We start from the raw sequence: 22,950 nt of genomic DNA, 5'->3' as shown, positions 1-22,950 counted from the left end.
TCTTTTCCCTTTTATCGTTAATAATCCAATCGTCCTGCACCGCGCCACCGTCCGAAAGCCCCGTCTATGATCTCGCGCTTGGTGCGTTCACGGTAAATCTTCGATTTCCAGTAGCCGATGCGTACCTGTATATATCGCCACGTTTCGATATACGCCCGGTTCAGGTGCCGCTCGATGTCATCCAAAGACTGGTTGATGGACTCCAATACCATCAGCAGGTCGCTGGTCGAGCAGGCCGCCGCCCCCGTGGCGTACAGCACGAGGTCGCTCATCGATTTGTAAAGATGTTCCCCCGCGTCGGCGATATCGCGTATCGCCTTTTCGTTGATGGTCAGTATCAGTGCGTCCGACGGCTCGATGCGTCCCCGTTTCAGGACTTTCCCGTGAAAATCCTCCAGCAGTTCCTTGTAGTCGCCGATACGGTCACTTACCGAATTATAGGTGCTCTTCACGTTCAGGGCAGTGCGTAACGACTGGTACATCACGTCAATCACATCGAATGCACGGGTGTACCTGTCCAGGTCCACGTTCAGCTCCTTATATTCTCCGACCTCCTCACGGCTGTACTCGTGCAGCAGTTTGTTGCTGTATTCCAGCGTGCTGCGGGCCAGCAGCAGGCTGCGTTGTTTCTTGTGGTCGTTGATATAGGCTTCCACCGACACGATGTCGAATGTCCACTGCGCCCGGGCTATGTCGGGCAACAGTGCCAGCAGCACGACGGCAATCAATAAGGCACGTCTCATGGCTGCACCTCCTTTCCGCCGTTTCGCGAAGTCCGCGCATTCTCTATCCACCGGTCATGGCACTCTTCCACAAGTGTCAGCCTGCGTCCTTCGTCCGCATCCAGTTCGGGCAATACATCCTTCAGCACGTCGATGATACTCCGTTTATAGTGCATCATCTTCTCCAACGACACGAGGTCGGCATATATCTTCGTGATACGCGAATCCACCTCCCTTGCGATTTCGAGGCGGTCGCTCGACCACAGCAGGTGGTACACGTCGCCGCCCGACGTTTCCTCCATCGGTGCGCTGCGGGCATACTCCGTAGTGATCTTGCAGGAGGGGTACTCCCGTGCGATTTCCGCGATACGGTCGTTTACCATTTTCGTCTTTTCTGCATCCGAAAGGCCCGGGTCGAGTGTCAGCACATCGGCCACATGCGTGTCGGTGTATTCTGTGGTCAGTTCCCAACTGATCTGGATGATGGCGCGGTGTATCTTGATGCCGAGGAAATACTTCGGTTTCCGCGCGATGGAAATGGTTGCGCTGAACGTGATAACGCCGTTGATATTCGGCATGGTCGCCTTACGGACGAACGTGTAACCGTTCCATGCGCCGCCGTCCTGCCACGTCAGGTTGTAGGCTGATTTGCAATCCTGCATAATGGCAGGCAGACGGTAATAGTCGTCCGTCGGCACGTCGTTGTCGCCTGCCGCCTCCTGCTTTGCGTCCGCGTACTCCTGTTGTTTCTTCTGCCACTCGGCAAGCTCGCTTTCCAGTTCGTCGAGCCGTGTCCGGTTGGCGTTGTACTGCTGGCGGTAGGCCGCCGCATCTTCCACGCTCGCCTCCGCAATCTTTTTCAGCAGGTCGGCATTCTCCCGTTCCAAGGCACTGATTTGTGATTGAAGGACGGCGACCTGACTGTCCGCCTCCCGTATCAGCGCGTCCAGTTCCGAGAAGTCCAGCTCATTCTCCGTTACCGAGGTCTGCATGACGCACTCTTTCGAGTGGGCGTTCAGCGAACTGCCGCATTTGCGGCATTTATATTGTGTCGAGCCTTGCCCCAGTGTCGCACCGTCCGAGCAGGTTACGCTGATGGTCACGCTCTCGCAGCCTTGCAGTTTCGCTGCATTGGTCGCCTGATAGTAGTTCCGTGCATCGGAAGCGATGTAATAGACGTATCCCTCCTCGTTGTCGTTGAACTCCGAGAGGCGGGCATTCAGTTGCGCACGGAACGTGTTCAGGTCCATCGAATAAGAATCGAAGATGTCCTCGTAGATGACCTCCGTCCAGTTCCAGCTCTTTGTAACGTGTATCTCATAGGCGTATGCCTTCTTCGTCTGCTTACCGCCCCGGCTGATGATGTAACCCTGCATCCAGTAGTTGATACTGTAAGTATAGCCGTCGTTGCTGTTGTTGAGCTGCTGCACCCGGCTTCTCGACCACCCTGCATGGGCTTCCGAGTTGGCGAGCACCTGCTCACGCTGCGAGGCGCTGGGGTAGAAGGCCGGATCGCTGGTGCTGAAACGTGTCCACGCGCTGCCGTTCAGGACGCTGTTGTCGTCCGTCGGCGGATAATAGTCGCACAGCGGGACGCTTCCCTGCTCGCGCCGTGCGATGTACCACCGCTGCGTGTAATAGTTTCCCATCGCTTCGTCCAGATAGTCCGTCATCCATGCCGTGAGATCGTAGTTGCCGAAGTCGAACAGCCCGGCCACATTCTCCTCGCCGCCCACCATGCCGAGCAGCAGGTCGCCCATGCCGTATTCGGCCTGTTCGAAGAGTGCACCGTAGTGGTCGTACAGGTTGCCTATCTCTTCGATCTTGCCGCCCAGCAGGTTATGGAACGAGCTGGTTTGCAGCAGGGCGTCGCCGAGATTCTCGATACCCGACGTCGCCAGTCCCACGCCCATGTTGTAGAAGTTGTCGAGGTCGCCTTTCAGGTGCTCTTTTGTGAAGTTGCCCGGCACACGGGCGAGGTTGTCCATCATCCGTTGCCAGTCGATGCCGCCCAGTTCCGAGAGGCTCAACAGGGAAGCGACATCCCTGTTGATTTCCAGAAAGGCGATGTCCGAAAAGGTCAGCGTGCTGTTCGTCACGATACTCTCGAACTGCATACACAGGCTCTTCGTGTCGTCGCACACCTTCATCAGGTAGCTGCCCCAGTAGATGGCCGTCTGCGGCGAGCGGAGCATCAGCTTCGCCACCACCCATATCTTCGGCATAATCTTTTCCGCCACCATGCGGTAGATGCGGCGGTAATAGTAATTCTCCGTGCTGCTGCACCAGACGCCGAGGTCGGACAGGGCTTTATGCTCCAAGAATTTGGAGGCGAATATTCCCGCCGTCGCCACCTCCGCCGCCGTATAATGTTTCAGGATGTCGTCTACCTGCTCACGGTAGTAGCTCTCGGCCACGACCTCCGTACCGAACGCAACGGCCATCGCCGCCACGGTATGTGCGTCGTAGTTCACGCTGTAATACTGCGCATGAACGTGCTGCGTGAGGGCAAGCGACAGGATAACCAGGAGGATAGATAGCCGTTTCATGATTCTTTACTGATTAAAAACAGGTGATTGTCAATCGTGCAATATTCATCGTCTCAATGCGCGTATCAGTTCGTCAGCCTCGTTTACGGCAGCTACTGCCAGCATACGGTGCTTCACGAACATCTCCTTGGCTATCTCGTATCTCCGTTGTTCCCATAGAGCCGCCTCGGCCTCTTCCTGCTTGGAATTGCCGGTACCGGCATATTCGTCCAGCTCTTCACCGAGCATACCCAGCCGGAGATCGTATTTTCCTAAAACAGCCTCTATTTCCTCGATACTTTTTTCACCCATATCGTGTACTTTCATCAAATCTCTTCCGGGCCATTGACACAAGTCCCGGATGGTTGTGATTCTGAACTCACGACATATACGTTGGATGCGGGTGTCGTATTTACGCCCGAAATCAAGCGTTTCCACGCTTTGGTTGATGTCTATCTTTGCCATTGTCTTTTGATTGATTATTTGTTTTTGTTATCCGGTTTCAGGTTGAGTACCCGTCCCGCCTCGTTGACCTTCTGCGCGAACGGCAGCGACTTGCCGATACCGCTGGCGTTCCAGTCCCGGCAGTACGCCTCGATAGCCTCTTGGTGGCTGCACCCCAGTTCCCGCTTGTACAGTTTCAGGGCCTCTTTCTCCGCCCGCTCGGTCGTGTAGGTCATGTAGCACTCTCGCGGCTCTTCCACACCGTACACGCCACTGGTCGTCCCCCGGCGGATGAAGACCTCCCGGAAGAAGCTGCGTCCCTCCTTGTTTTCGAGGCGGTTGATCGTGAATATCTTCTTGCAGTCCACGTCCGTCAGGCCGAGAATCGCCTTGATGGTGTCGAAACGCTCCTTGAACTTGCTCTGGTCGAGCAGCATCACCACGTCCGAGTTGTTGATGATGGCCTCCTTGACGATTTCGCTGCCGATGATGTCCTGTATCTCCTGCGTCACCACGCCCACCGAAGCCCAGAACTTACGGGCGGTTTTGTACATAAATTTGATGTACTCCGCCATCAGCGGGCTGGCGATGGCCTTCCATGCTTCCTCGATGACCAAGACCTTGCGGTTCTTTTTAATGCGCATTTTCTGCAGGAAAACATCCATGATAATCAGTGTGACCAGCGGAAAAAGCAGCGGGTCATCTTTTATACTGTCGATTTCGAAGACCACGAACGTCTCGTCGAACAGCGAGCTGTCCATGTTCTCGTTCAGTGTCTTTTCGTGGTTACCGCCCCGGTAGAAGTCCTTCATCATATACCGGTACGTCGAGAGGTCGATACCCGTGATATGGTTCTCCTCGCAGATGTCGGGGATGCGCTGCACGGAGTATTCGTAGAAGGAATTGAACGACAGTTCCTCCACCTTCAGCTCCTTGCGCCTGCATTCTATATCGTCGATGATACCCTCGATGCGGGCGGCGCTTTCCCGTTCGTTCTCGTTCCGACTCTCGCAGCTGTTGCGGTCGTCTATAACGAGGCTCTTGCGCAAGTCCTCACGTTGCTGGGGTGTGAAGCCGTCGAAACCGTTGAAATAGGCGTCATAGTATTCCGTAATGACGTGTTCAATCAGGCGGTCCTCCGTCTTGCTGACCGTGCCCTGCGTCCCTTTCCAGATCAGCAGGATAAGATTCTTCAGGAAGCCCGTTTTTTCCACGTTCATCTCTTCCCTGTGGATACGGAACGGGTTCATCGTGATGGGTTTCTCCTCGGTGTAGCTGATATACTTGCCACCGAAATACTCGCACAGTCCCTCGTAGGAGTTACCCGTATCGACCATCACCACATCCGTTCCCTGTTCGTGCAACTGGCGCACGACGGAGTTCATATGAAAACTCTTGCCCGAGCCCGAGGGCCCGAGACAGAAAAAATTCGAATTATCAGAGAATTTCATCTTTCCCTCTTTTCCCGTGATGTCGATAGCCACAGGCACACCTTGCCGGTCGGTGTAGTAAATCTTCAGCGGCGTATCCTCGCTGTGCTGCACCCGTTCCTTGTACATCAGGCACACCGCCGCATCCGATAGGGTCAGGAAACGGTCGTATTCCTCGTTCAGGCTGTAGCAGTTGCCCGGAAATGAACTCACGAACAGTTCCAGCTGGTTGTACGCCCGCTTGCTGATGTGGATACCCATGCGCCCGAAGGCATTTTCGAGGTGGTTGGTGCATTTCTGCAAATCCGTATCGGCAGGCACGCCCACCACCATGTTGAAGTGCATGTACACCAGTTGCCTGCTCTCGCGGGCGATCACGTCCTGTACCCGCTTGATGTCCTCGACGGCCATCTGGTTGCTCGGGTTCGGGACGCTGGCGTGCCGGTTCTTCTTCTTGTCGAGCAGCGAGAGTTCCCGTTTTTGACTGGGCAGGAAGATAATCTGGTTGTACACCACCGTCTCGGCGTTCGGTATGCTGTCTATGACCGATACGAGGTCCACCGGCATTTCCGTGTTGTTCACCTCAATATTCGTGTAAGGGCGTATCAGCGAGGGCAACGCGGCGCAGTCCACGTCCACGAGACTGTACACCTTGCAGCGTTTGTCGCCCATCGACACCGTTTCGTCGTCCGCTTTGAAATTCGTCATCGAGACGATGCGGTCTTTGAAGTTCATCGCGAAATAGCGGTCTACATACTCGCTCGCCTCCGTCTTGTTCAGGAATCTCACCCGCACACCGCCGTCGCGCAACTGGTCGTGCACCTTGCGGATCTTCACGAGGAAATCGCGCCACTTCTTGCTGTCGTAAGAGAACAGGCGGCTCTTCTTCGCTTCCTGCGTGATGGTCAGGTAGCAAAAGCTGTCCGTGTACGGACGTCCCTTGAAATAGCGGAAATACGATGCCGAGAGGAATTCCTGATCGCTGTCCTCCTCGTTTGCGAACTGCTTTCTCACGAAAACATCCTGCTTGTGGATGGCGTACCCTTCGCCCAGTGTCAGCGCGAGGGCGGAGAACAGGTTCGTGAACCCGTAATAACTGTCGATGTCGGCAGAATACTTCTGCACCGGATTCCCGATTTTCAGTATGGCGGAGTATTCTCCCGTCTTGGTGTACAGCACGCCCACGCCCTCCGTATCTTCCACCGAGAAGTAAATGTCCTGAAAGATGCGCTTGCGCTTGCCGCCCGTGCCGAACGCATAGACAGACAAGGCCATGCCTGCGCACAGGGCAATGAAAAATAAAATGACGTATAGGCTCATTTCAATATTCGTTCGATTAAATAAGGGCAGGCACGCCTCGGCTGGAGGCGGACCCGCCCGCGTTCAACAATCAATTAGCCACACAACACATTGCCGTGATGGTTTCTCTTTGTCAGACCTTACGCGAGTACGCATACACATACACGCCCCGGTCATTTTTCTTGCTGTGCAACCCTTTCTGCTGCTTGAGGATGATGAGCACGATGCCTGTGGACAAGACGGCCGCCAATACAACCAGCCCGGCCACGAACCCCAGCAGACAGTAGGCGATGATGAAGCCGACAATGGCCCCGCCAGCCGCACCGCCCGCCCAATAAATGTAGCGGCCTTGCAGCCCCATCATTTCAAGCGGGCGTTGCAGCCCCTTGAACAACGGATAATCCGGATAGCGTTCGTCCTTGCCTTTCATCGTACAGCGGATTTACGAAATGCCGAAAAAGAGAGGCAGTGCCTGGGCTGCTGCAATGAGGAAAATACATGCGCCCACCACCATCATGATCTTCTTCTTGACGTCCTGCTCCTCGTTGTTCATGGCGATATACACCGAGATGGCGCCCACGATAGCCACGACACCCGCGATGGCGTAACAGAGCTTTACCATGATAGGCACATACTTCACGATCTCCTCGGCCACGCTCGAAAGTGCGCTCGTTCCTGCGGAGTAGTCGCCCGCCGTGCTCTGCGCCATAGCCGGCGTACCCGCCAACAGCATGAAGGCGAGCATTTTCACTTGGGTGGAAACATTTTTGGCAAATCCCTTTGCCTTACGGTACATTCGTTTGATTTTCTGAAACATACTTGTCTTTTTTAAGTGATACTTTATTTTGAATTGTTTTACAGTCCTGCCGACCGCTTATATGCGGTAGCCGAAAAAGGCGGGGAACACAATCGAGGCTCCGATGATGAAAAGGCACGCGCCGACAAGCGACACGATGGATTTCACCACGCCGTCCTCGCCTGTGTTCATCTTGATGTAGATCTGGAGCGCGGACACGATGACGAAAACCGAGGCGACAGCGTAGCAGATGTATAGCACATACAGCATCATTGTCACCACAAAGTCGTGCATCGTGGCCAGCGCATCCGCACCCCAACTGTAATTCACGCCGCCGCTCTTGGCCAGCGCCGCGTAAGGGACGAGACACAGTGCACATAATATTTTTCTCGCTTTCGACATTCTACAAATGGTCTTTGAGGGGTTTCCACTCCAGTTCCGGGCGGTTGTCCGTCTTGCCTCTGGCAATCATGGCTTTGTACAGTTCATCTGTCGTGTATGCGTCCGACAGGTAGGGCACCGTTTCTTCCATCTGTTCTTCCGCCTTGGCTTTCAGTCGGGCCAGTTTCTCCGCCATGCCGGCCTCGCCGTGGGTTGCCGCGCCCGTCGTTTCCGGTGTCGCGGGCGAAACGATGGGAGCGACATCCGTTTCGTACTGCTCGTTCCCGACGTTGAATCCCGTGTCGCTCTCCGTCACAGCCACACTTTCTTCCTCTTCCGGTGCACCGAGGTCGAAGACTTCCTCGTCTGTCTTGCCGGTTTCCTTTTTACCATAGAGGTCCTGCACGATGACGACTGCGTAATAGACAATGTAGGCGACCGTCAATACAATGATAAAAATGAAATATGATTTCATATCTTTATGTGTAATATTATATTTGAATCTGAAATATGATTTGCAAAATAAAGGCGTAGAAATTAAAAGCGGAAATTATTGATTATAAAACAGTATATTTTCGGATAAGATTTTCTCAAAATCGCAAAATCATATTCTAAAATCATATTCCAACATGATTTTAGAAGAGGGAAAGGAGAGATAAAGACATAAAAAAAGCCCTCCTTTTTCGGAGAGCTTTCAGGGGTGAACGACAGTCGGGCGGATACGTCAGCGTGTCTTGCCGCGCAGGTAGTCGTTCAAGTCTTTGTACCCGGCATAGCGGCCGGCTTCGTCGTTGACGCATCGGTCATACATCCCGGCGATGGTTTCTACGGTCTTCTGCCCGGCAAGGTCGTTGTCGAGGTAACAGTGGATATACGCATATCTTTGCAGGTGTGCCAATGTCTTTTTCAGGTTGCTGACCGAGTTCATCACAAGGTGGTCGCAGGGTGCGTCGATACAGACGGTATCGTCGCCCGCCTGTTTCAGTGTCATATATGAAAGGAAGTCCATGAATCCCTCGAACACGCAAACGCGGTTTTGCACCCCACTGCGCGATTGTGGTATCAGAGAGATGTCCTTGCCGTTGATGCACCCTTTGTAATAGGCGTTGCGCACCTCATAGCCGCCGGAGATATTGCCGAAAGCCAGCGCGAAATAGCGTCGTTGGCGTAACTCGTAATGCACCTCCTTGCAGAACATCCGCCCGATGTCCGCATCGATCATCCGCGAATGGAGATACGAGAGCAGCGCATGATGTCGCAGCGGCACGATAACCAAATCTTTCATATCCGCCTCTACCGGTCGGGGAGGTGCGGCCGGCACACGGACTCTCGGCAATGACACGCTGCCGGCGTGCCGCTCGATATACGACAGGGCCGCACTCACGTTCTCCGTTTCGCAAAGGTGTTTGCACAGTTCCACGAGGTCGCCGCCCGTCGCCTCGGCGAAGTCATACCATTCGTTCAGCCGGTCGTTTACCTTGAACGACGGGGTACGCTCCGCACGCAACGGCGAGAGATACCAGTACTGATCCGATTTCACATATTGCGCACGGTATCCGAGCTGTGCCAGAAAATCCACGATACGCACCTGTTTTGCTTCTGCTATGGTCATGTCTGTTTCTTTTCACTTGTTTGCACAAAACCAGTTTAGTTTAGTTTACGTCCCTATATATATAGATACTAAATTAAACTGAATTATATATATGCCCGCGCCCGCCCTCATTCTTCATCAAAAAGCATGGCTTCTGCAGGAGTCATGTCATAATAAAAAAGTTTGTCCCGCTTGATGACCAGTTTGAGGGTGTCGGTCAGGTACAGCAGCAATTTGACCATCACGTTGCGCCCGCGCTTGAACCCTACCGCCTCGTAAGAGGTCATCATGGCCTGCAGCATATTCTCGAAGCCCCGGATGGGTTTGTCCCCGAATGCGGCGGACAGAGCTTCCCGGTGCTGCTCGATGGTCAGGTCCATAAAACCTGCCCGCTGTTTTAACTTCTGTCTGGGAGTCTCGCAGAACGAATGATCCTCCGCCATGACCGGAAGCCCGCCTTCATCGACGGTAAAGGCGAACGGCTTGAACTCCTTCTCGCGGATATGCAGCGCATGAACCTCGCTGACGCTGGGACATTCGTTGTTCTTGCTGATGACCAACACGGTTTCGGCCTTGTTGCTCATCTCCGTGCCGATATGCCCGCGCACGTTGTTATCCCCCTTGTTCAGGTGAAGCACGCAGTGGATGTGCAGGTTGTATTTCGACGACCACTCCATCATCTTGTTGATGACCTCCACCGATTCACTCGTGCTGTTGATGTCGAGCATCAGGTCGCGGATGCCGTCGATGATGACAAGCCCGTAGCCCTGGTTCTGGCGCAGGGCATAGTCGATGACCTCGATGCGTATCGCCGGCGAGTATTCACGCAGGCAGATAAAGTCGAGGTTCTCGCTGTCGGTCGTGGTAGGCAGCCCGGCCAGCCGCAGGATGCGTGCCAGTACATTATGGCAATGGAAGCGGCTCTGCTCCGTGTCCACGTACAGGATTCTGCGTTTGCCATCGGGCAGGTGCGCATGGTAGTTCAAGACCTGCTTCCCCGCCAGCGACGCGGCAACGATGGCTGACACGTTGAATGTCTTTTTCGACTTCGCCTTACCCGTCGATGCGCTGAAATTACCCAGCGTGGCGATTGTCGAGTTGTCGATCCAGATAATCTGCGGCGGAGTCTCGTAGGTGTCCGTCGCCTTGATCTGCGATGCAGAGAGAATATCCGACAAGCGGTGTTCGTCCGGTGCGGCCGGCATATCGCATTCAGTTTTTCTTTCGTTTTCCATAACGCCTTTGTTTAAAGAACGGTTGTGTTGCGGACGCCTCGTTCGCCATTCGGACGGCCTCGTCCACGGTGGGCTCATTATTTTGCATGAGCCATTCGTCCAGCTCCTCCTTGGCGAAGTAGATCATCTTGCCGCGCGGCTTGTAATGCGGAATCTCCTTGCCCGAAGTGAGCTTGTACAGCAGGCTCTCGGAAACGCCGATGTACATGCACGCTTCCTGAAATGTGAATACCTGTTTCGTGGTATAGATGTTGTTCTCCAACAGCGCGATGCGCTCAAGCAGGCTTTCTATCGGGTCGATCTTCTTCAGTACCGACTCGATGGCGGTGAGCCGTTCGTTCAGCCGTTCCATATAGGTCAATCTGTTATTGTTTTGCATGAGACTGTAAATTAAAATTAGACAATGGAAGTATGCCTTCCGTTATGTAGCGCTAACGGAAGACAAAGGTACGGCAAGTAAACCGGCCGGCGGGAATTTGAACCGTGAGAGTAACCACGTATCACGGTAACTCTCACGGTTTTACCTTTCACATACTTCGCTTTTTGGCACTTATTGCCATTTTTACAGCTTACTGATAGCCCGCTTGATGCCGTAGGCTACCGACGTCATGTTGTTCCGCATGGCCGACAGCGCGGATGACAGGCTGGCAGCCGTAACAAATCTTTTCCCGTCCTTGGTCTGCAGGAACCGCCCCTTGGCGAGGACCGACTGCCATTGGGACTGAATGAGCGAATGTTCCAGAAGGGCTTCGAACAGGATTGCCACATGGCGGATATTGTTCACCCGGATACTGAATCCCTCCTTGCAGGCAAAGAGAGATTCCATATCCTCGATGCGTAGGGGAGAAACGCAAAACAGATGATAAGTATCGGCACACGCCGTAATACCTGTCATCTGTTTTGGGGTGAAGTCGCAGCCGAATGAGAATGGGCGCACTTCTGTTACCGGACTGTAGTCTCGGTGTACGACGGGAGGCGATGGCGCGAACGTATCATACGTCCGTTTCAGTTCCATGTACGCCTCGAATGAGCAATCCGCTGCGGTAAAAAGTGGTTGGATAAGATGGGCGCAATCGGCCAGCAGCCCTTTAACGATGTGGATGTTCATTTCGTGACAGTTACGGCAGGCTGCACGGTTGCAGGCGATGTACCGGTGGCCGTTTACGAAATCTTCCACATAACGATGGTACTGCTTGCCGCCCGCTACGACATCACGGAGATAAATGGTTCTTGCTTCAGCGAGCAACGCGAAAAGTTCTTCCGCTACATCATGTTCTGCAACAATGTGGTGCATGTGTTCGTCCCCTCCAAAAAGAGAGAGGGCCATTGTCAGGTCTTTTCATTTTCTAAAATTTTTAATGGATTTATAATATATATACAAGAGCGGTGTTGTGCCGAAAGGAAATCCCTCCAGAACAACACCACTAATACGTGTTTGCATATGTACCCTTATGTTCATCGCATGGTCAATCGAACAAACCGTTGGTCAGATTTACCGCATCGTCTTTCTTCTTATTGATGATCTTGGCATACACCTGTGTCATTGTAACGGTTGTGTGTCCGAGCAGTTTCGATGTCGTGTAAAGGTCTGCGCCGAGTGTCAGCATCATGGTCGCGAACGTGTGCCGGGCTGTGTGGAAGGTGAACCGCTTGGAAATCCCTGCGGCTTTGGCCCACGGCTTGATAAGTTGATTGACGTTAGTAGGCAGATTGAATACATGCTCGTCCGCAGTTTTGTCCCCACGTTCCGGAATCCATTTCAACGCTTCATTGGAAAGCGGAAGATAAATCGGCTCTTTGGTCTTCTGCATGGCTACACTCAAGCGGTATTGGCCGTTATCGACAAAGATATCCTTCCATTTCAGGCGGAGAATGTCACTGATACGCAATCCGCAGAAACAGGAGAACAGATAGGCCCTCTTTACCTCCTCGTTCTCCATCGGAGTGTCAATCAATGCCCGCACCTCTTCGATGGTCATGTACGGACGTACACTCTCCGGCATCTTGGGCTTCTCCGATTTATCCATCTCGTTGAACGGATTTCTCAAAATCCGTTTGGCACGCACGGCGGCATTCAGGGCGCCGTTGAAAATCTGATAATAGGTATTGCGCGTAGAAGCGGCTATCGGCTTTCCCTTGGGGCGGTAGCTCGTCAGCATATAGTCGATGTAGCCTTGGCAAAAAGCGACGTCAATCCGATCCAACGTGAACCTTTCCCCTGCGTAATCTTTCAGGATACGGGTGACGGATTTGATTTGACCTATGCCCTTTTTATCGCGCTTCTCTTGGTTCTCCTTGTAAGTCTGCATCCAGTCCAGCAGATAGACCTTGTCCTTATGATTCACGATGCCGGCTTCACCGCTGGTCAGTTCGATGATGCGCTTTGATTTGATTGCATTTGCTGCAGCCATCGTCGTTTCGTTCTGCTGGCGGGCATTGCGATCCGTTTCCGGAATAAGATACATCTTCAGATATTCGTATGTCCGCTTACCGTTACGGTATATATCCAGATACAAACTCTTGCTGCCGTCTGCCAATTCCTTTGTCCGAAGACGAATCGGCTCTTTGACTTTAGTAGGCTTTTTTGTTCTTGGCATATTGTGTCCTTTCATTCGTTATTTTCTACTACAAAGATACGAATAATAATCCGAATTGAGAAACAAAAGAGGAACAAAAATGTACCTAAAAAGAACCAAATTAAAGAAAACAAAGAAAATAACTGAAAGAAACAATGCTTACTTAAACATCTGAAATAAAGGCGTTTTATCTATATTTGATTAGCTGTTATTTTCTTTTTAGATGTATTTTCATGATTATTATTAATATTTTTAATTAAAAAGTTACTGATGCAAAAATCCCTATTTCTTTATAAACAGGATAACAGAAAAGCACAAAAGAATAACAAATTCCTGTATCCGCTATCAAAAACAGGAATTTGTTATCAATCGGCACGATTCTTTTATTTTTAAGCGTCTTCAAAAAGAAGGGGATCGCTTATTTTTTCCTACTTTTGAATATTGAATTTTAATCAGTATGCTATGAGTAATATAAGAAAGTGTTTGTTATTTGTATTCATATTCTGTGCCACCTTCACTGCCAGAGCACAGAAGCTATTGCATTATGATTTAGCAGATGGATTATCAAGTTCTGAAATCACTTCTATCTGCGAAAATGACTATTATATGTGGATTGCCACAGAAGATGGGCTCAACCGTTTTGACGGACATCGGTTTAAAGTCTATAAATCGGGGAAAGCAACAAACAACAGTCTTAAGAATAATAATATAGAAACCTTGTTCCTTGATTCCAAAGGCTTGTTATGGATTGGCTTTAAGACCGGAGGAGTAGACATATACAATCCGCGGACCGACCAGTTCATCCACCTCAATGAGCAGGTTTCCGCCCCCATCCCTAACCGGATTGTTTCCATATTCGAAGACTCTGATCATAACATTTGGTTGGGAAGCTGGGAAGAAGGTATATGCAAATTAACTCCCAAGAATACAGAACGTACCAGTTTCACAGCCGAACGTAGCCATTCAGGAGCCATTGTCTCCAGTTTTGTGGAAAAGCCTAAAGGACATATATGGATCAGCACCTATACAGGACTTGTGATGTACAACTCCCGAAAACAAACATGGACAGACATTACTCCCAAGAACCAGACCATCACACAACTACACGACACCGGAGAAGACAATACACTGTATTACTCTTCATGGGATAATGCGCTCTATGAATTAACCTGGAGCCAACAACCTAAACAAGCCCGGACCATCCATCTGCATAACAGCAATACCCCCATATACCGCATAGAAGGAGAAGCAAACAAACTTCTGATCGGCACCTGGGGAGAAGGAATAAAAGTATATGATAAAGAGCAAGAGCGTATTTATCCACTACCCGGCACAGAACATCTGGGTACCACTTTTATCAATGCCATTTATAAAGATAGCCTTGATAACATCTGGATAGGTTCATACGGAAAAGGACTCTATAAGTACTCCTCCTCAGACAGGGGAATCAACCAGTTGCTCTCAATTCGTAAAACTCATTCTCCCATCACTTCTATCGCCCTTTTACAAGACAAAATATTGTTGGGAACCTTAGGTGACGGTATGTATCATTTCGATATGCGTACCTCTACGGAAAAGGAGAATTATAAAAGCAAAGACAAATTCAAGGACCATATCTTATCTATCGGGCAAAATAAGGATATTACGTTAGTGGGGCACGATGGCATAGGATTATTATATTCTTTCCAGAATAATAATTCACAGGAAATTCAATGGAAAGAATTTACGGCAAGCACTGAATTAGAAAAGATTACGACTTTCTATATAAAAGACAATAAAGTGTGGATAGGCACCAAACAAAACGGTCTGATGTCCCTATGCCTGGACAAGAAGAACCGGCAAATAAAAGATTATATCCATTATGACTATTTCAGTCGGGACAGGATAAACGCTATCATACCTTATCGTGACAATCAATTGTTTATAGCTTCACATAATGGGCTCTCCATCTTCAATGCATCAGATCAGGTCACTCTAAAAGACAAAATCATCGACCAGGAGATTGTGTACTCTATCATAGAAGATAAAAGTAATAAATGCTGGTGGATAGGAACATCAAACAATCTGTTGAAGATGGAAGTATCCAATGATTCACTGCAAGTTTCTACCGCATTCCCTACATACCCATTGCCGCAAGGGGCCATCAAGTCATTGTTGCTCGATGATAACCAGAATCTATGGTTCTTTATCGGTGAGAAGATATTCTGCTACATAAACAGTGAACAGCGCATCTGCGAACCGAATATCAGCTATTGGGGTAACTCTTCTATCCTTTCAGCCGAAAAAATAACCTATGAAAACAAAGAATATATCCTGTTCGGCAATACCGAACAACTCATGGTTGTGGATGTGGAAAAGGCGCTGCATCAGTATGATAAGACCAAACTCATATTGACTGATCTGGAGATCAACCACCAAAAGATACAGGTAGGCGATACGATAAACAACCGGGTGATTTTAAAAGAGAATACCGAATATATTCCTTCCATCACACTGTCTTATGCCTCCAAATGGATATCCTTGTCCTTTACTGAAATAGGGGAAGCCAACTACTGCAATAAATACCTATACAGGATGATCGGTTTTACCGACAGCTGGCAATATCTCGATATGTCCGTACCTCTGACCTTCTCACAACTTAACCCCGGCACATACACCCTGGAAATTATGAAATATAACGAAGAGTCAGGTACCAAGCCATGCTGGTCCATGAGCATTATTGTCGCTCCGCCCTGGTGGAAAACACCTTTGTTCTATTTCATTTCCTGCCTGATTATCCTGTTGAGCATCGCACTCATAATATATATGATTATCAGACACTACAGAAGAAAGAGTATACAAAAGATACAGGAGATGGAGACTTTGAAGAAAGAAGAACTATTAAAAGAAAAGGAAAGTTTCTTCGAAAGTCTCGGGCACGACCTGATTACGCCTTTATCTTTGATACTGGCACCTGCCAATGATATGTTGCGTGAAACCAAAGAAGATGATATTCAGTATGAAAGGCTGTCCATTATCACCAAGAATGCTGCATTCTTATCCGATCTGTTTTCTACAATCCTTGACTTCAAGCGAGTGGAATTCTCTGAAGTAAAAATAAACAATAGAAACATAGAAATCGTATCATTCTGCCGCATCATAGTGAATGCATTCAATTATCTGGCAAGCTCTAAAAAAATCCAGCTATCCTATCAGGCCAACATCCCCTCCATACATATATGGATTGACAGTGTGAAGTTTGAAAGGATTTTATATAACTTACTGAGTAACGCCATTAAGTACACCCCCGATCAAGGCAGTGTATCGGTGGCACTGGAATATATAGATGGACAATTGAGTGTATTCATAAAAGATACGGGACCGGGTATCAATCAGTTATACCAGGCAACTGTATTCAATAAATTCTACCGGGAACCCCAATACAATAAGGAAAACACTCCCAACGGATTGGGCATAGGATTATATGTCGTGAAGAAATTCGTATCAGTAATGAACGGCACAGTTTCTATTGACTCACAACCCGGACAAGGCACCACACTGTGCATCAAACTACCGGTAGAGAATTCAGAAGAATATCAGGAAACAACTGATATTACCGAATTTAAAGCACAGGCAACCAATATAGAGAACAGTGCCACCATATTACTGGTAGAAGATAACGAACAGATACTTAAATACCTTGCAGGCAAATTAGCGGAGCACTTCAACGTAGTGACAGCCACCCATGGAGAAGAAGCCTTGAAATTAGTAGGTGAGTATCTTCCTGAAATCGTAATATCGGACATCATGATGCCCGGTATGGACGGTCTGACACTGTGCCGCCATATAAAGGAAAATTCCCTTTATGCCGATATATTCGTTATATTACTGACTGCCAAAACTTCATCTGAAGATGAACTAAGGGGTTATAAAGAAGGCGCTGACATCTATATCAAGAAACCTTTTGATACGGAAGCATTGATCAATCAGATCATGAATATCCTGAATACGCGCCAGAAACGAAAAGAACAACTCCTAAAGAACCTGATAGCCAAAGACAGTGATACCATTGAGTTCAATTCCAAGGAAGTATTCCTGCAACAGGCCATGAAGGTGATAGAAGAGAATCTGGATAAGGCGGACTTCAACATTGAGGAATTCTCAATAGCCATGAATATCAGTAAGACAGTGCTTCATAAGAAGTTCAGAATGCTTATCGGGCAGACACCCAATCAGTTTATCCGGGCTATCCGGCTTCGAAAAGCATCCGAGCTATTGATAAACAGTGATTTGTCAATAGCGGAAATAGCCTACCTGACCGGCTTTAACCAAGCACATTATTTCATCAAGTGCTTTAAGGAAGTATATAATGAAACACCCAAGAATTTCAGGGATCTGAAAAAAGGAGACCGATAACCTCAAAAAAGGGATGACTGTGAAACTGTTCCAGTCATCCCTTTTCCAATCTTATTTCTTTTCAGCAGAATATCCAACCTCGTAAACTTCCAATAAGCAGTGTTCGCTATTCCCATCTATAGCGGTACAACTTATTTCTAACGGACGTCCTTCTTTTATATCGTCAGCAGAAACCTCTCCTACCGCCCATGACAAGCCGCACCAGATCATCTTATCATGCGATTTCTTTATCGGAACAGAACGCTTGCCCTGCTTTACTTCTATATTGAAGAAATGGTCCATTTTAATCCCGGTAGGAGGAGCACCGCCCCACGAACGGAATGCTTTTCCATGCTCATCCAATTGCTGAAAGAGAATCCGTACAGTTTTCCCTTTCGAAGGGGTGTAATGTGCCTGCAAGGTATGCTCATTTTTCTTTTGCACATCTATTTTTACCTTTTGAATTGTTGCAGGGATAACGATATCTTTCTCAATACCTAAATCATACTCCCGGGTACTGAACTTGCCGTATCCGACAACAACCATCTGTTCCGGCCCCAATTCCACAATATTCTTTTCTAAAACAGGCATAAAACCACTGTCCGTAAAAAGCACCCTCCCCGTTCCTGTCGCTTCAGGCAACATTACTTTGGCTTTCTCTTGTGATGCGTTTACCACAGTATAAAGTTTTCCTCCTTCAGTGGAAGCCATGTATCCGTATGGCAGCGCTTTGCCGGGGATAGCCCCGAATGCTGAAATACTTCCATACTGCTGTACCTTCATATACAATTGCTGCACTTTAGCCATCCAGCGGGCATCATCATCACTTAGCAAATCAATATTTCCATGACAGACATTCAGCCAGCCCCCGCGTGCCATCGTCAGAATCATCATGCCTTTCCAAGCATTTAAAGCCCTGTTATAACAAGTACCCGTGGTACCAATCATAAAAGCACAGTTGTCAATGCGCCGGACCGGTACTCCGTTAAACAAGTATTGAAAGGTCATGTGATCCGAATACAAATCCTGTGAACGCCAGAAGTTCATCATCGGCACATCGGATAAGCGGGGATCACCGCAATACATCGTATCAAATATTTCCAGCCAACGCAGGTCTACCGTTTTTCGAAACGGGGTAACCGTATTTTCCATATCACCCCCAAAACCATTGTAGCCAATAAAAAGTACATCCGGATTCCTATAACGAAATTCTTTTATGGCAGAAATAAAGGCATTTTTATTCTGTTCCTCAATATCAGTAGGCAACATCGTACATTTGGCATCAGGAGTTGCCGCATCAAAATAAGCAAAATCAAATTTGAACATCTTAATACCCATATCCGCGTACATTTGCAGGGTCTGCATAAGATGGTGCAAATATCCTCCCCTGAACAGACAAAGAGTTGTTCCGTCTTCCGCCACAGAGCTTTCCCATTCCGGAATAATCTTCATCGTATTTGCCTCTCCACCTATGCGCAGCAGGTTCGTAGAAAACCACAATCCGGGCTTTATTCCTTCTCTTTTACACGCATCCAGCCAACGTTTGGGACCTTCCGGCCAGCAGTCCGGCCTCCACTTACGATATCCTTCATTCACATCAAACCAGAATGCGTCCATCATATAATAATCCACCTGTACACCCAATTTTTTCAAACGCACTATGTGATCCAACTCTTTCATTGCCAATGCCTCATCCAGAGGAATGTTATCAGACAATTCATCATAGGCGGACCAATTGTTATAGACAAATACAGGTTTGTTCAATCTTGCCGTTCTATTTTTATTCCATCCGTCAGATACATTCTGCGCCACTCCAGGAATGAATATGCACAACAACAGCAACAGGATATTTATTCTTATTCTATTCATAAGTCATATCTATTTTTATCAAAGACTGTTTATTCACCGGAAAACTTAGTCCACCACTTCAAAAGTCAGTTTCCGGCCACCTACCGACACTATAAATTCACCCGCCTCCAAAAAGCGTTTGCCCGTTGCATCCGTATAGCTCAAATCTCTCATAGGATCAATCTCAAACCGAAAGACTCTGCTTTCACCAACCTTCAACGATTGTTTTTCAAAGAATTTCAGTTCTTTCATAGGACGGGAAATGCTACAAAACGGATCAGACACATACCATAGCACAGTTTCTTTTCCTTCCACCTTACCCGCGTTAGTCACTGTAACCTCGGCTGTTATCTTCTGATTCTTTTTGATTTTCAAGGAAGAAAGTTTTGCATCAGAGTAAGTAAAGGTAGTATAACTCAATCCATACCCGAACGGATACAGAGGTTCGGTAGGAATATCCTGATAATCCCCCATCGCATCGAACGGACGGGCAGACTGTCGCATATTATAGTAGACCGGTATCTGACCTGTAGACAGCGGGAATGTCACTGACAACTTTCCGGAAGGATTTACCCTGCCCGATAAAATACCCGCTAAGGGAGTTCCTCCCGCAACACCGGGCTGCCACATCTCAATGATAGCTTCTACCTGAGGTTCCAATCTGATCAACTCAAGAGGGCGACCACTGGAAAGTACAAGTACAATGGGCTTATTCGCCTGCTTCAAATGCAAAAGCAACTTTTCCTGAATATCGGGCAAAGCAATTGTAGAGCGTGAAGCATTCTCTCCACTCCACTGTTTGGACTCACCTAAACATACCACTACTACATCGGATGCCTCAGCCGTTTTCAAGGCAGCGGAGAAACCCGATTCATCATTTCCATCCAATGCACAGCCCTGCTCATAATCCAGCCGCACTTTATCACCAAATTCTTTCTGCATTCCTTCATAAATGGTCTCCACATCTTCGGCCTGACCTTTAAAAGTCCAGGCACCTAACAAATCGGAACGATCCTTGACCATAGGTCCTATCAACGCAACTCTTTTAACCGTTGAAGAAAGAGGCAACAAGTTCTTTTCATTCTTCAACAGCACCATTGATTCTTCTGCCAGACGCGCTGCCAAAGCAATATCCTCTTTCTGCAAATAACGTTCCTGCTCGGTCAGCTCTTTCGTATAAGGTTCATCAAATAAGCCCAGGCGAAATTTGACCCGAAGTATACGGGCAACCGCATCATCTATCTGCGAAATTTCTATCTTCTTTTCAGCAACCAACTGCTCTAAATATTCATAATAAACATTGTCCCGCATATCCATCTCCACACCGGCATGGAAAGCCTTATACGCAGCTTCTTTGCGATCCTTGGCAACACCCTGATAAATCAGCTGCTCTATTGCATTCCAGTCGGATACGACAAAACCGTCATGCCGCCACTTATTCTTCAGAATTTCAGTTAAGATATAATGGTTTGAAGTAGCCGGTACTCCGCTTATGTCATTAAAACTGCTCATAAGCGTGGCGGCACCTGCTTTCACACAGGCTTCATAAGGCGGTAGATAGGTTTCCCACAAAGCTTGGGGTGATATATCCGTATACCTGTAATCCCGTCCGCCTTCGGATACACCATAACCTACATAATGTTTCAGGCAAGCTGCGATAGAATACGGATCAGACAGTTTCTCGCCTTGGTAACCTTTCACCGATGCTACACCAAAGACTGTATTCAGGTAAGGATCTTCTCCATAACATTCGGAAATACGTCCCCAACGGGGATCCCTCGCCACATCAATCATAGGTGAAAATGTCCAGTCAATACCCGACAATACAGACTCCTTAGCAGCCATCCCGCAAGCCTGAGTCACTAAATCAGGATTAAAGCTACAAGCCTGTGCCAATGAAATCGGATACACCGTACGCAACCCGTGAATCACATCAAACCCAAAAAGAATGGGTATCCCCAGGCGAGATTCTTCCATTGCCTTACGCTGAATCCGGTTACGTAACTTCGGATCGGTATGGAGATAAATCAGCGAACCAATCTCCGCCGGAAGATTTTTCACCTCCGTACCTATATTATTGGGATTATCATTCTCCCCAAATGTATATTGATTCAGTTGAAGCACCTTTTCATGCAATGTCATCCGATTCAGCAAATCTTTCACTCTGGTTTCAACAGGCTGTCCCGCATCTTTATAAACCGGTTTCTGTGACCGGACAGATAACCACGGGAGCAAAGCCGATACGAATAAAATCAATAGTTTTCGCATAGTATCATGTTATTAATTAATCCCAATCATCAGTGCGGAAGGAAGATACCGGCAGACCACCTGTACCAAATAATTCCGCCTTTACAAAATCCTTAAATGCATATCTCACAGCTTTAGGCTCTGCCACATACTTGCATGTGACTACCACAGTACCTTTTTCCTCATCAATATAGGCGTCCGCCTTATGGAATACCTTATTGTCTCCGGATATCTCAAACAGTTCCAGAGTCTTTCCATAGCTGGTAAGCCCATTAAATTGATTGTCAAAATGAATAATAGCCTTATTTCCCTCAACCTCCATTTTACTGAAAGTCGGACTTTCCGCTTCAAATCCTTTCATTTCATAGGTTTTAGAGAGTGCCAGCATGCCCAAACGGTCGCCTACTTCTTTTTTCCTCCTCGGATGGATCAGATATCGCTCTCCTACATCCAACAATACTGCCATTGCAGAGTTTGGAATTAACGTTAGACACTGTCTTTGCGCTTCCCGTTGATAAGCCGAAACTTCCGGCCATTGAGGTGTGAAAAAATTCCACTCTTTATAATCGTAAGGGGCAATCTGTGCATAATAGAAAGGTACTTCTCCCAATCCCCAGGCTTCGCGCCATTTACTTACCATGGCAGCAACCGAGGGAGCATAACGGGGCACATTGAAAATATTAGACTCACCCTGATACCAGATAATACCTTTTATGCCATATCCCACCAGTGGGTGAATCATGCCATTGTACAGAACCGTAGGCACATTACTAATCCACGGAGAAGTTTCATCACTCAATGGCGGTACGGGGATATCATCAAATTGTTTACAAGCTTCCGCATTCATCCATGCTTCGATGTTGGAACCTCCATAACTGGCATTGATAATACCGACCGGCACATCCATATTGCGCTGTAAGAAATCTGCAAAGAACCATCCCACAGCCGTACATTCCGCTACATTCTCCGGAGAAGCCTTCACCCATTCGGCCTCAAAATGTTCCAATGGTTTATAGGCCGCTAAAGTAGGTATATTAATGAAATGTATTTGCTTTTTTGCTGAAGACAATATGGCCTCTGTAGATCCCAGTACCGGCTGGCAATAGTATCCTTTCAGCGGCATACTCATGTTGGACTGTCCGCTTGCCAACCATACTTCTCCCACAAACACATTCTGAAAGACTTTCTTCTTATTGGCAGTGACTGTCACCTCATAAGGTCCTCCGGCAGCAGGCGTAGGTACGGCTATCTTCCAAGTACCTTTAGAATTAACAACTCCCGTATATTCTTTATCCGGATTCCATGAAGTGGAAATAGTCACTTTCGTTCCCGGTTTTCCCCAACCCCAGAACGGATTATTTATCTTTTGCTGCAACACCATATTGTCACTGAAAATATCAGCAACCTTAAACTCCTGTGCCCCAGCAAAACATACCAAAGCAAAAAGGAATACCAGATTTAATAACACTTTTTTCATCT

General features: G+C 48.3%; 17 protein-coding genes. 1 reads left to right on the top strand and 16 read right to left on the bottom strand.

Annotated features, from left to right (window positions below; translation table 11 throughout):
* Positions 1 to 17 precede the first annotated feature (17 nt).
* The 13 genes from K429_RS0114455 to K429_RS0114390 form a co-directional block, all read right to left on the bottom strand.
* Positions 18 to 743: a hypothetical protein gene (locus K429_RS0114455; protein ID WP_026367329.1), complete on the bottom strand. Its 726-nt coding sequence runs from the start codon at positions 741 to 743 to the stop codon at positions 18 to 20.
* Complete coding sequence (locus K429_RS0114450) at positions 740 to 3,271, bottom strand: hypothetical protein (RefSeq protein ID WP_026367328.1); 2,532 nt, start codon at positions 3,269 to 3,271, stop codon at positions 740 to 742. The genes K429_RS0114455 and K429_RS0114450 overlap by 4 nt, the downstream gene beginning before the upstream one ends.
* A 45-nt stretch (positions 3,272 to 3,316) precedes the next feature.
* A complete protein-coding gene (locus K429_RS28725) occupies positions 3,317 to 3,715 on the bottom strand; it encodes a DNA-directed RNA polymerase subunit alpha C-terminal domain-containing protein (protein WP_044096674.1) in 399 nt (132 codons plus the stop codon).
* Positions 3,716 to 3,729: 14 nt separating this feature from the next.
* On the bottom strand, positions 3,730 to 6,444 hold the full coding sequence (locus K429_RS0114440; RefSeq protein WP_026367327.1) for a conjugal transfer protein TraG: 2,715 nt from the start codon (positions 6,442 to 6,444) through the stop codon (positions 3,730 to 3,732).
* A 112-nt stretch (positions 6,445 to 6,556) separates the two neighbouring features.
* Positions 6,557 to 6,853, bottom strand: a complete 297-nt coding sequence (locus K429_RS0114435) for a DUF4133 domain-containing protein (protein WP_026367326.1) — start codon at positions 6,851 to 6,853, stop codon at positions 6,557 to 6,559.
* Between the two features lie 12 nt (positions 6,854 to 6,865).
* Positions 6,866 to 7,240, bottom strand: coding sequence for a DUF4134 domain-containing protein (locus K429_RS0114430; protein WP_026367325.1), 375 nt, complete (start codon positions 7,238 to 7,240; stop codon positions 6,866 to 6,868).
* A gap of 57 nt (positions 7,241 to 7,297) precedes the next feature.
* Positions 7,298 to 7,621 carry a DUF4134 domain-containing protein gene (locus tag K429_RS0114425; protein WP_026367324.1) on the bottom strand — a complete coding sequence of 108 codons (324 nt, stop codon included), beginning with the start codon at positions 7,619 to 7,621 and terminating at the stop codon, positions 7,298 to 7,300.
* A 1-nt stretch (position 7,622) separates the two neighbouring features.
* The gene (locus K429_RS0114420) at positions 7,623 to 8,075 is read right to left on the bottom strand and encodes a hypothetical protein (RefSeq protein ID WP_026367323.1); all 453 of its coding nucleotides are present in this window, start codon (positions 8,073 to 8,075) and stop codon (positions 7,623 to 7,625) included.
* 249 nt (positions 8,076 to 8,324) lie between these two features.
* The gene (locus K429_RS0114410) at positions 8,325 to 9,212 is read right to left on the bottom strand and encodes a toprim domain-containing protein (RefSeq protein ID WP_026367322.1); all 888 of its coding nucleotides are present in this window, start codon (positions 9,210 to 9,212) and stop codon (positions 8,325 to 8,327) included.
* 107 nt (positions 9,213 to 9,319) lie between these two features.
* Complete coding sequence (locus tag K429_RS0114405; protein ID WP_026367321.1) at positions 9,320 to 10,426, bottom strand: AAA family ATPase; 1,107 nt, start codon at positions 10,424 to 10,426, stop codon at positions 9,320 to 9,322.
* The gene (locus tag K429_RS0114400; protein WP_026367320.1) at positions 10,404 to 10,778 is read right to left on the bottom strand and encodes a helix-turn-helix domain-containing protein; all 375 of its coding nucleotides are present in this window, start codon (positions 10,776 to 10,778) and stop codon (positions 10,404 to 10,406) included. Before K429_RS0114400 ends, K429_RS0114405 begins: the two co-directional genes overlap by 23 nt.
* A 210-nt stretch (positions 10,779 to 10,988) precedes the next feature.
* A complete protein-coding gene (locus K429_RS28720) occupies positions 10,989 to 11,753 on the bottom strand; it encodes a hypothetical protein (RefSeq protein ID WP_044096673.1) in 765 nt (254 codons plus the stop codon).
* A 139-nt stretch (positions 11,754 to 11,892) separates the two neighbouring features.
* Positions 11,893 to 13,023, bottom strand: coding sequence for a site-specific integrase (locus K429_RS0114390; protein WP_026367319.1), 1,131 nt, complete (start codon positions 13,021 to 13,023; stop codon positions 11,893 to 11,895).
* 441 nt (positions 13,024 to 13,464) lie between these two features.
* Between K429_RS0114390 and K429_RS0114380 the strand changes: the two genes are divergently transcribed.
* Complete coding sequence (locus tag K429_RS0114380; protein ID WP_155923408.1) at positions 13,465 to 17,397, top strand: two-component regulator propeller domain-containing protein; 3,933 nt, start codon at positions 13,465 to 13,467, stop codon at positions 17,395 to 17,397.
* Positions 17,398 to 17,448: 51 nt separating this feature from the next.
* Here the strand turns inward: K429_RS0114380 and K429_RS0114375 are convergent, their stop codons facing one another.
* Genes K429_RS0114375 through K429_RS0114365 form a run of 3 tightly spaced genes read right to left on the bottom strand, consistent with a single transcriptional unit; the run spans position 17,449 to position 22,948 of the window.
* Positions 17,449 to 19,245 (bottom strand): hypothetical protein, encoded by a 1,797-nt coding sequence (locus tag K429_RS0114375; protein ID WP_026367317.1) that lies wholly within the window; start codon positions 19,243 to 19,245, stop codon positions 17,449 to 17,451.
* A gap of 45 nt (positions 19,246 to 19,290) precedes the next feature.
* Complete coding sequence (locus tag K429_RS0114370; RefSeq protein WP_026367316.1) at positions 19,291 to 21,492, bottom strand: glycoside hydrolase family 3 N-terminal domain-containing protein; 2,202 nt, start codon at positions 21,490 to 21,492, stop codon at positions 19,291 to 19,293.
* Positions 21,493 to 21,508: 16 nt separating this feature from the next.
* Positions 21,509 to 22,948 carry a sialate O-acetylesterase gene (locus K429_RS0114365; RefSeq protein WP_026367315.1) on the bottom strand — a complete coding sequence of 480 codons (1,440 nt, stop codon included), beginning with the start codon at positions 22,946 to 22,948 and terminating at the stop codon, positions 21,509 to 21,511.
* Between the last annotated feature and the right edge of the window lie 2 nt (positions 22,949 to 22,950).

Origin of the sequence: Bacteroides sp. 14(A) (genome assembly GCF_000526555.1) — a bacterium.
Taxonomy (GTDB): domain Bacteria; phylum Bacteroidota; class Bacteroidia; order Bacteroidales; family Bacteroidaceae; genus Bacteroides; species Bacteroides cellulosilyticus.
Note: the sequence above shows the minus strand (reverse complement) of the source record. Positions and strands in the feature narration are given on the sequence as shown.

Bases quoted from the DNA above. Each gene is read 5' to 3' on its own strand.
- K429_RS28720 (WP_044096673.1), bottom strand. From the start codon at position 11,753: ATGGCCCTCTCTCTTTTTGGAGGGGACGAACACATGCACCACATTGTT.
- K429_RS0114380 (WP_155923408.1), top strand. From the start codon at position 13,465: ATGAGTAATATAAGAAAGTGTTTGTTATTTGTATTCATATTCTGTGCC.
- K429_RS0114420 (WP_026367323.1), bottom strand. From the start codon at position 8,075: ATGAAATCATATTTCATTTTTATCATTGTATTGACGGTCGCCTACATT.
- K429_RS0114425 (WP_026367324.1), bottom strand. From the start codon at position 7,621: ATGTCGAAAGCGAGAAAAATATTATGTGCACTGTGTCTCGTCCCTTAC.
- K429_RS0114370 (WP_026367316.1), bottom strand. From the start codon at position 21,492: ATGCGAAAACTATTGATTTTATTCGTATCGGCTTTGCTCCCGTGGTTA.
- K429_RS28725 (WP_044096674.1), bottom strand. From the start codon at position 3,715: ATGGCAAAGATAGACATCAACCAAAGCGTGGAAACGCTTGATTTCGGG.
- K429_RS0114450 (WP_026367328.1), bottom strand. From the start codon at position 3,271: ATGAAACGGCTATCTATCCTCCTGGTTATCCTGTCGCTTGCCCTCACG.
- K429_RS0114430 (WP_026367325.1), bottom strand. From the start codon at position 7,240: ATGTTTCAGAAAATCAAACGAATGTACCGTAAGGCAAAGGGATTTGCC.
- K429_RS0114405 (WP_026367321.1), bottom strand. From the start codon at position 10,426: ATGGAAAACGAAAGAAAAACTGAATGCGATATGCCGGCCGCACCGGAC.
- K429_RS0114455 (WP_026367329.1), bottom strand. From the start codon at position 743: ATGAGACGTGCCTTATTGATTGCCGTCGTGCTGCTGGCACTGTTGCCC.
- K429_RS0114375 (WP_026367317.1), bottom strand. From the start codon at position 19,245: ATGAATAGAATAAGAATAAATATCCTGTTGCTGTTGTTGTGCATATTC.
- K429_RS0114440 (WP_026367327.1), bottom strand. From the start codon at position 6,444: ATGAGCCTATACGTCATTTTATTTTTCATTGCCCTGTGCGCAGGCATG.
- K429_RS0114410 (WP_026367322.1), bottom strand. From the start codon at position 9,212: ATGACCATAGCAGAAGCAAAACAGGTGCGTATCGTGGATTTTCTGGCA.
- K429_RS0114400 (WP_026367320.1), bottom strand. From the start codon at position 10,778: ATGGAACGGCTGAACGAACGGCTCACCGCCATCGAGTCGGTACTGAAG.
- K429_RS0114435 (WP_026367326.1), bottom strand. From the start codon at position 6,853: ATGAAAGGCAAGGACGAACGCTATCCGGATTATCCGTTGTTCAAGGGG.
- K429_RS0114390 (WP_026367319.1), bottom strand. From the start codon at position 13,023: ATGCCAAGAACAAAAAAGCCTACTAAAGTCAAAGAGCCGATTCGTCTT.
- K429_RS0114365 (WP_026367315.1), bottom strand. From the start codon at position 22,948: ATGAAAAAAGTGTTATTAAATCTGGTATTCCTTTTTGCTTTGGTATGT.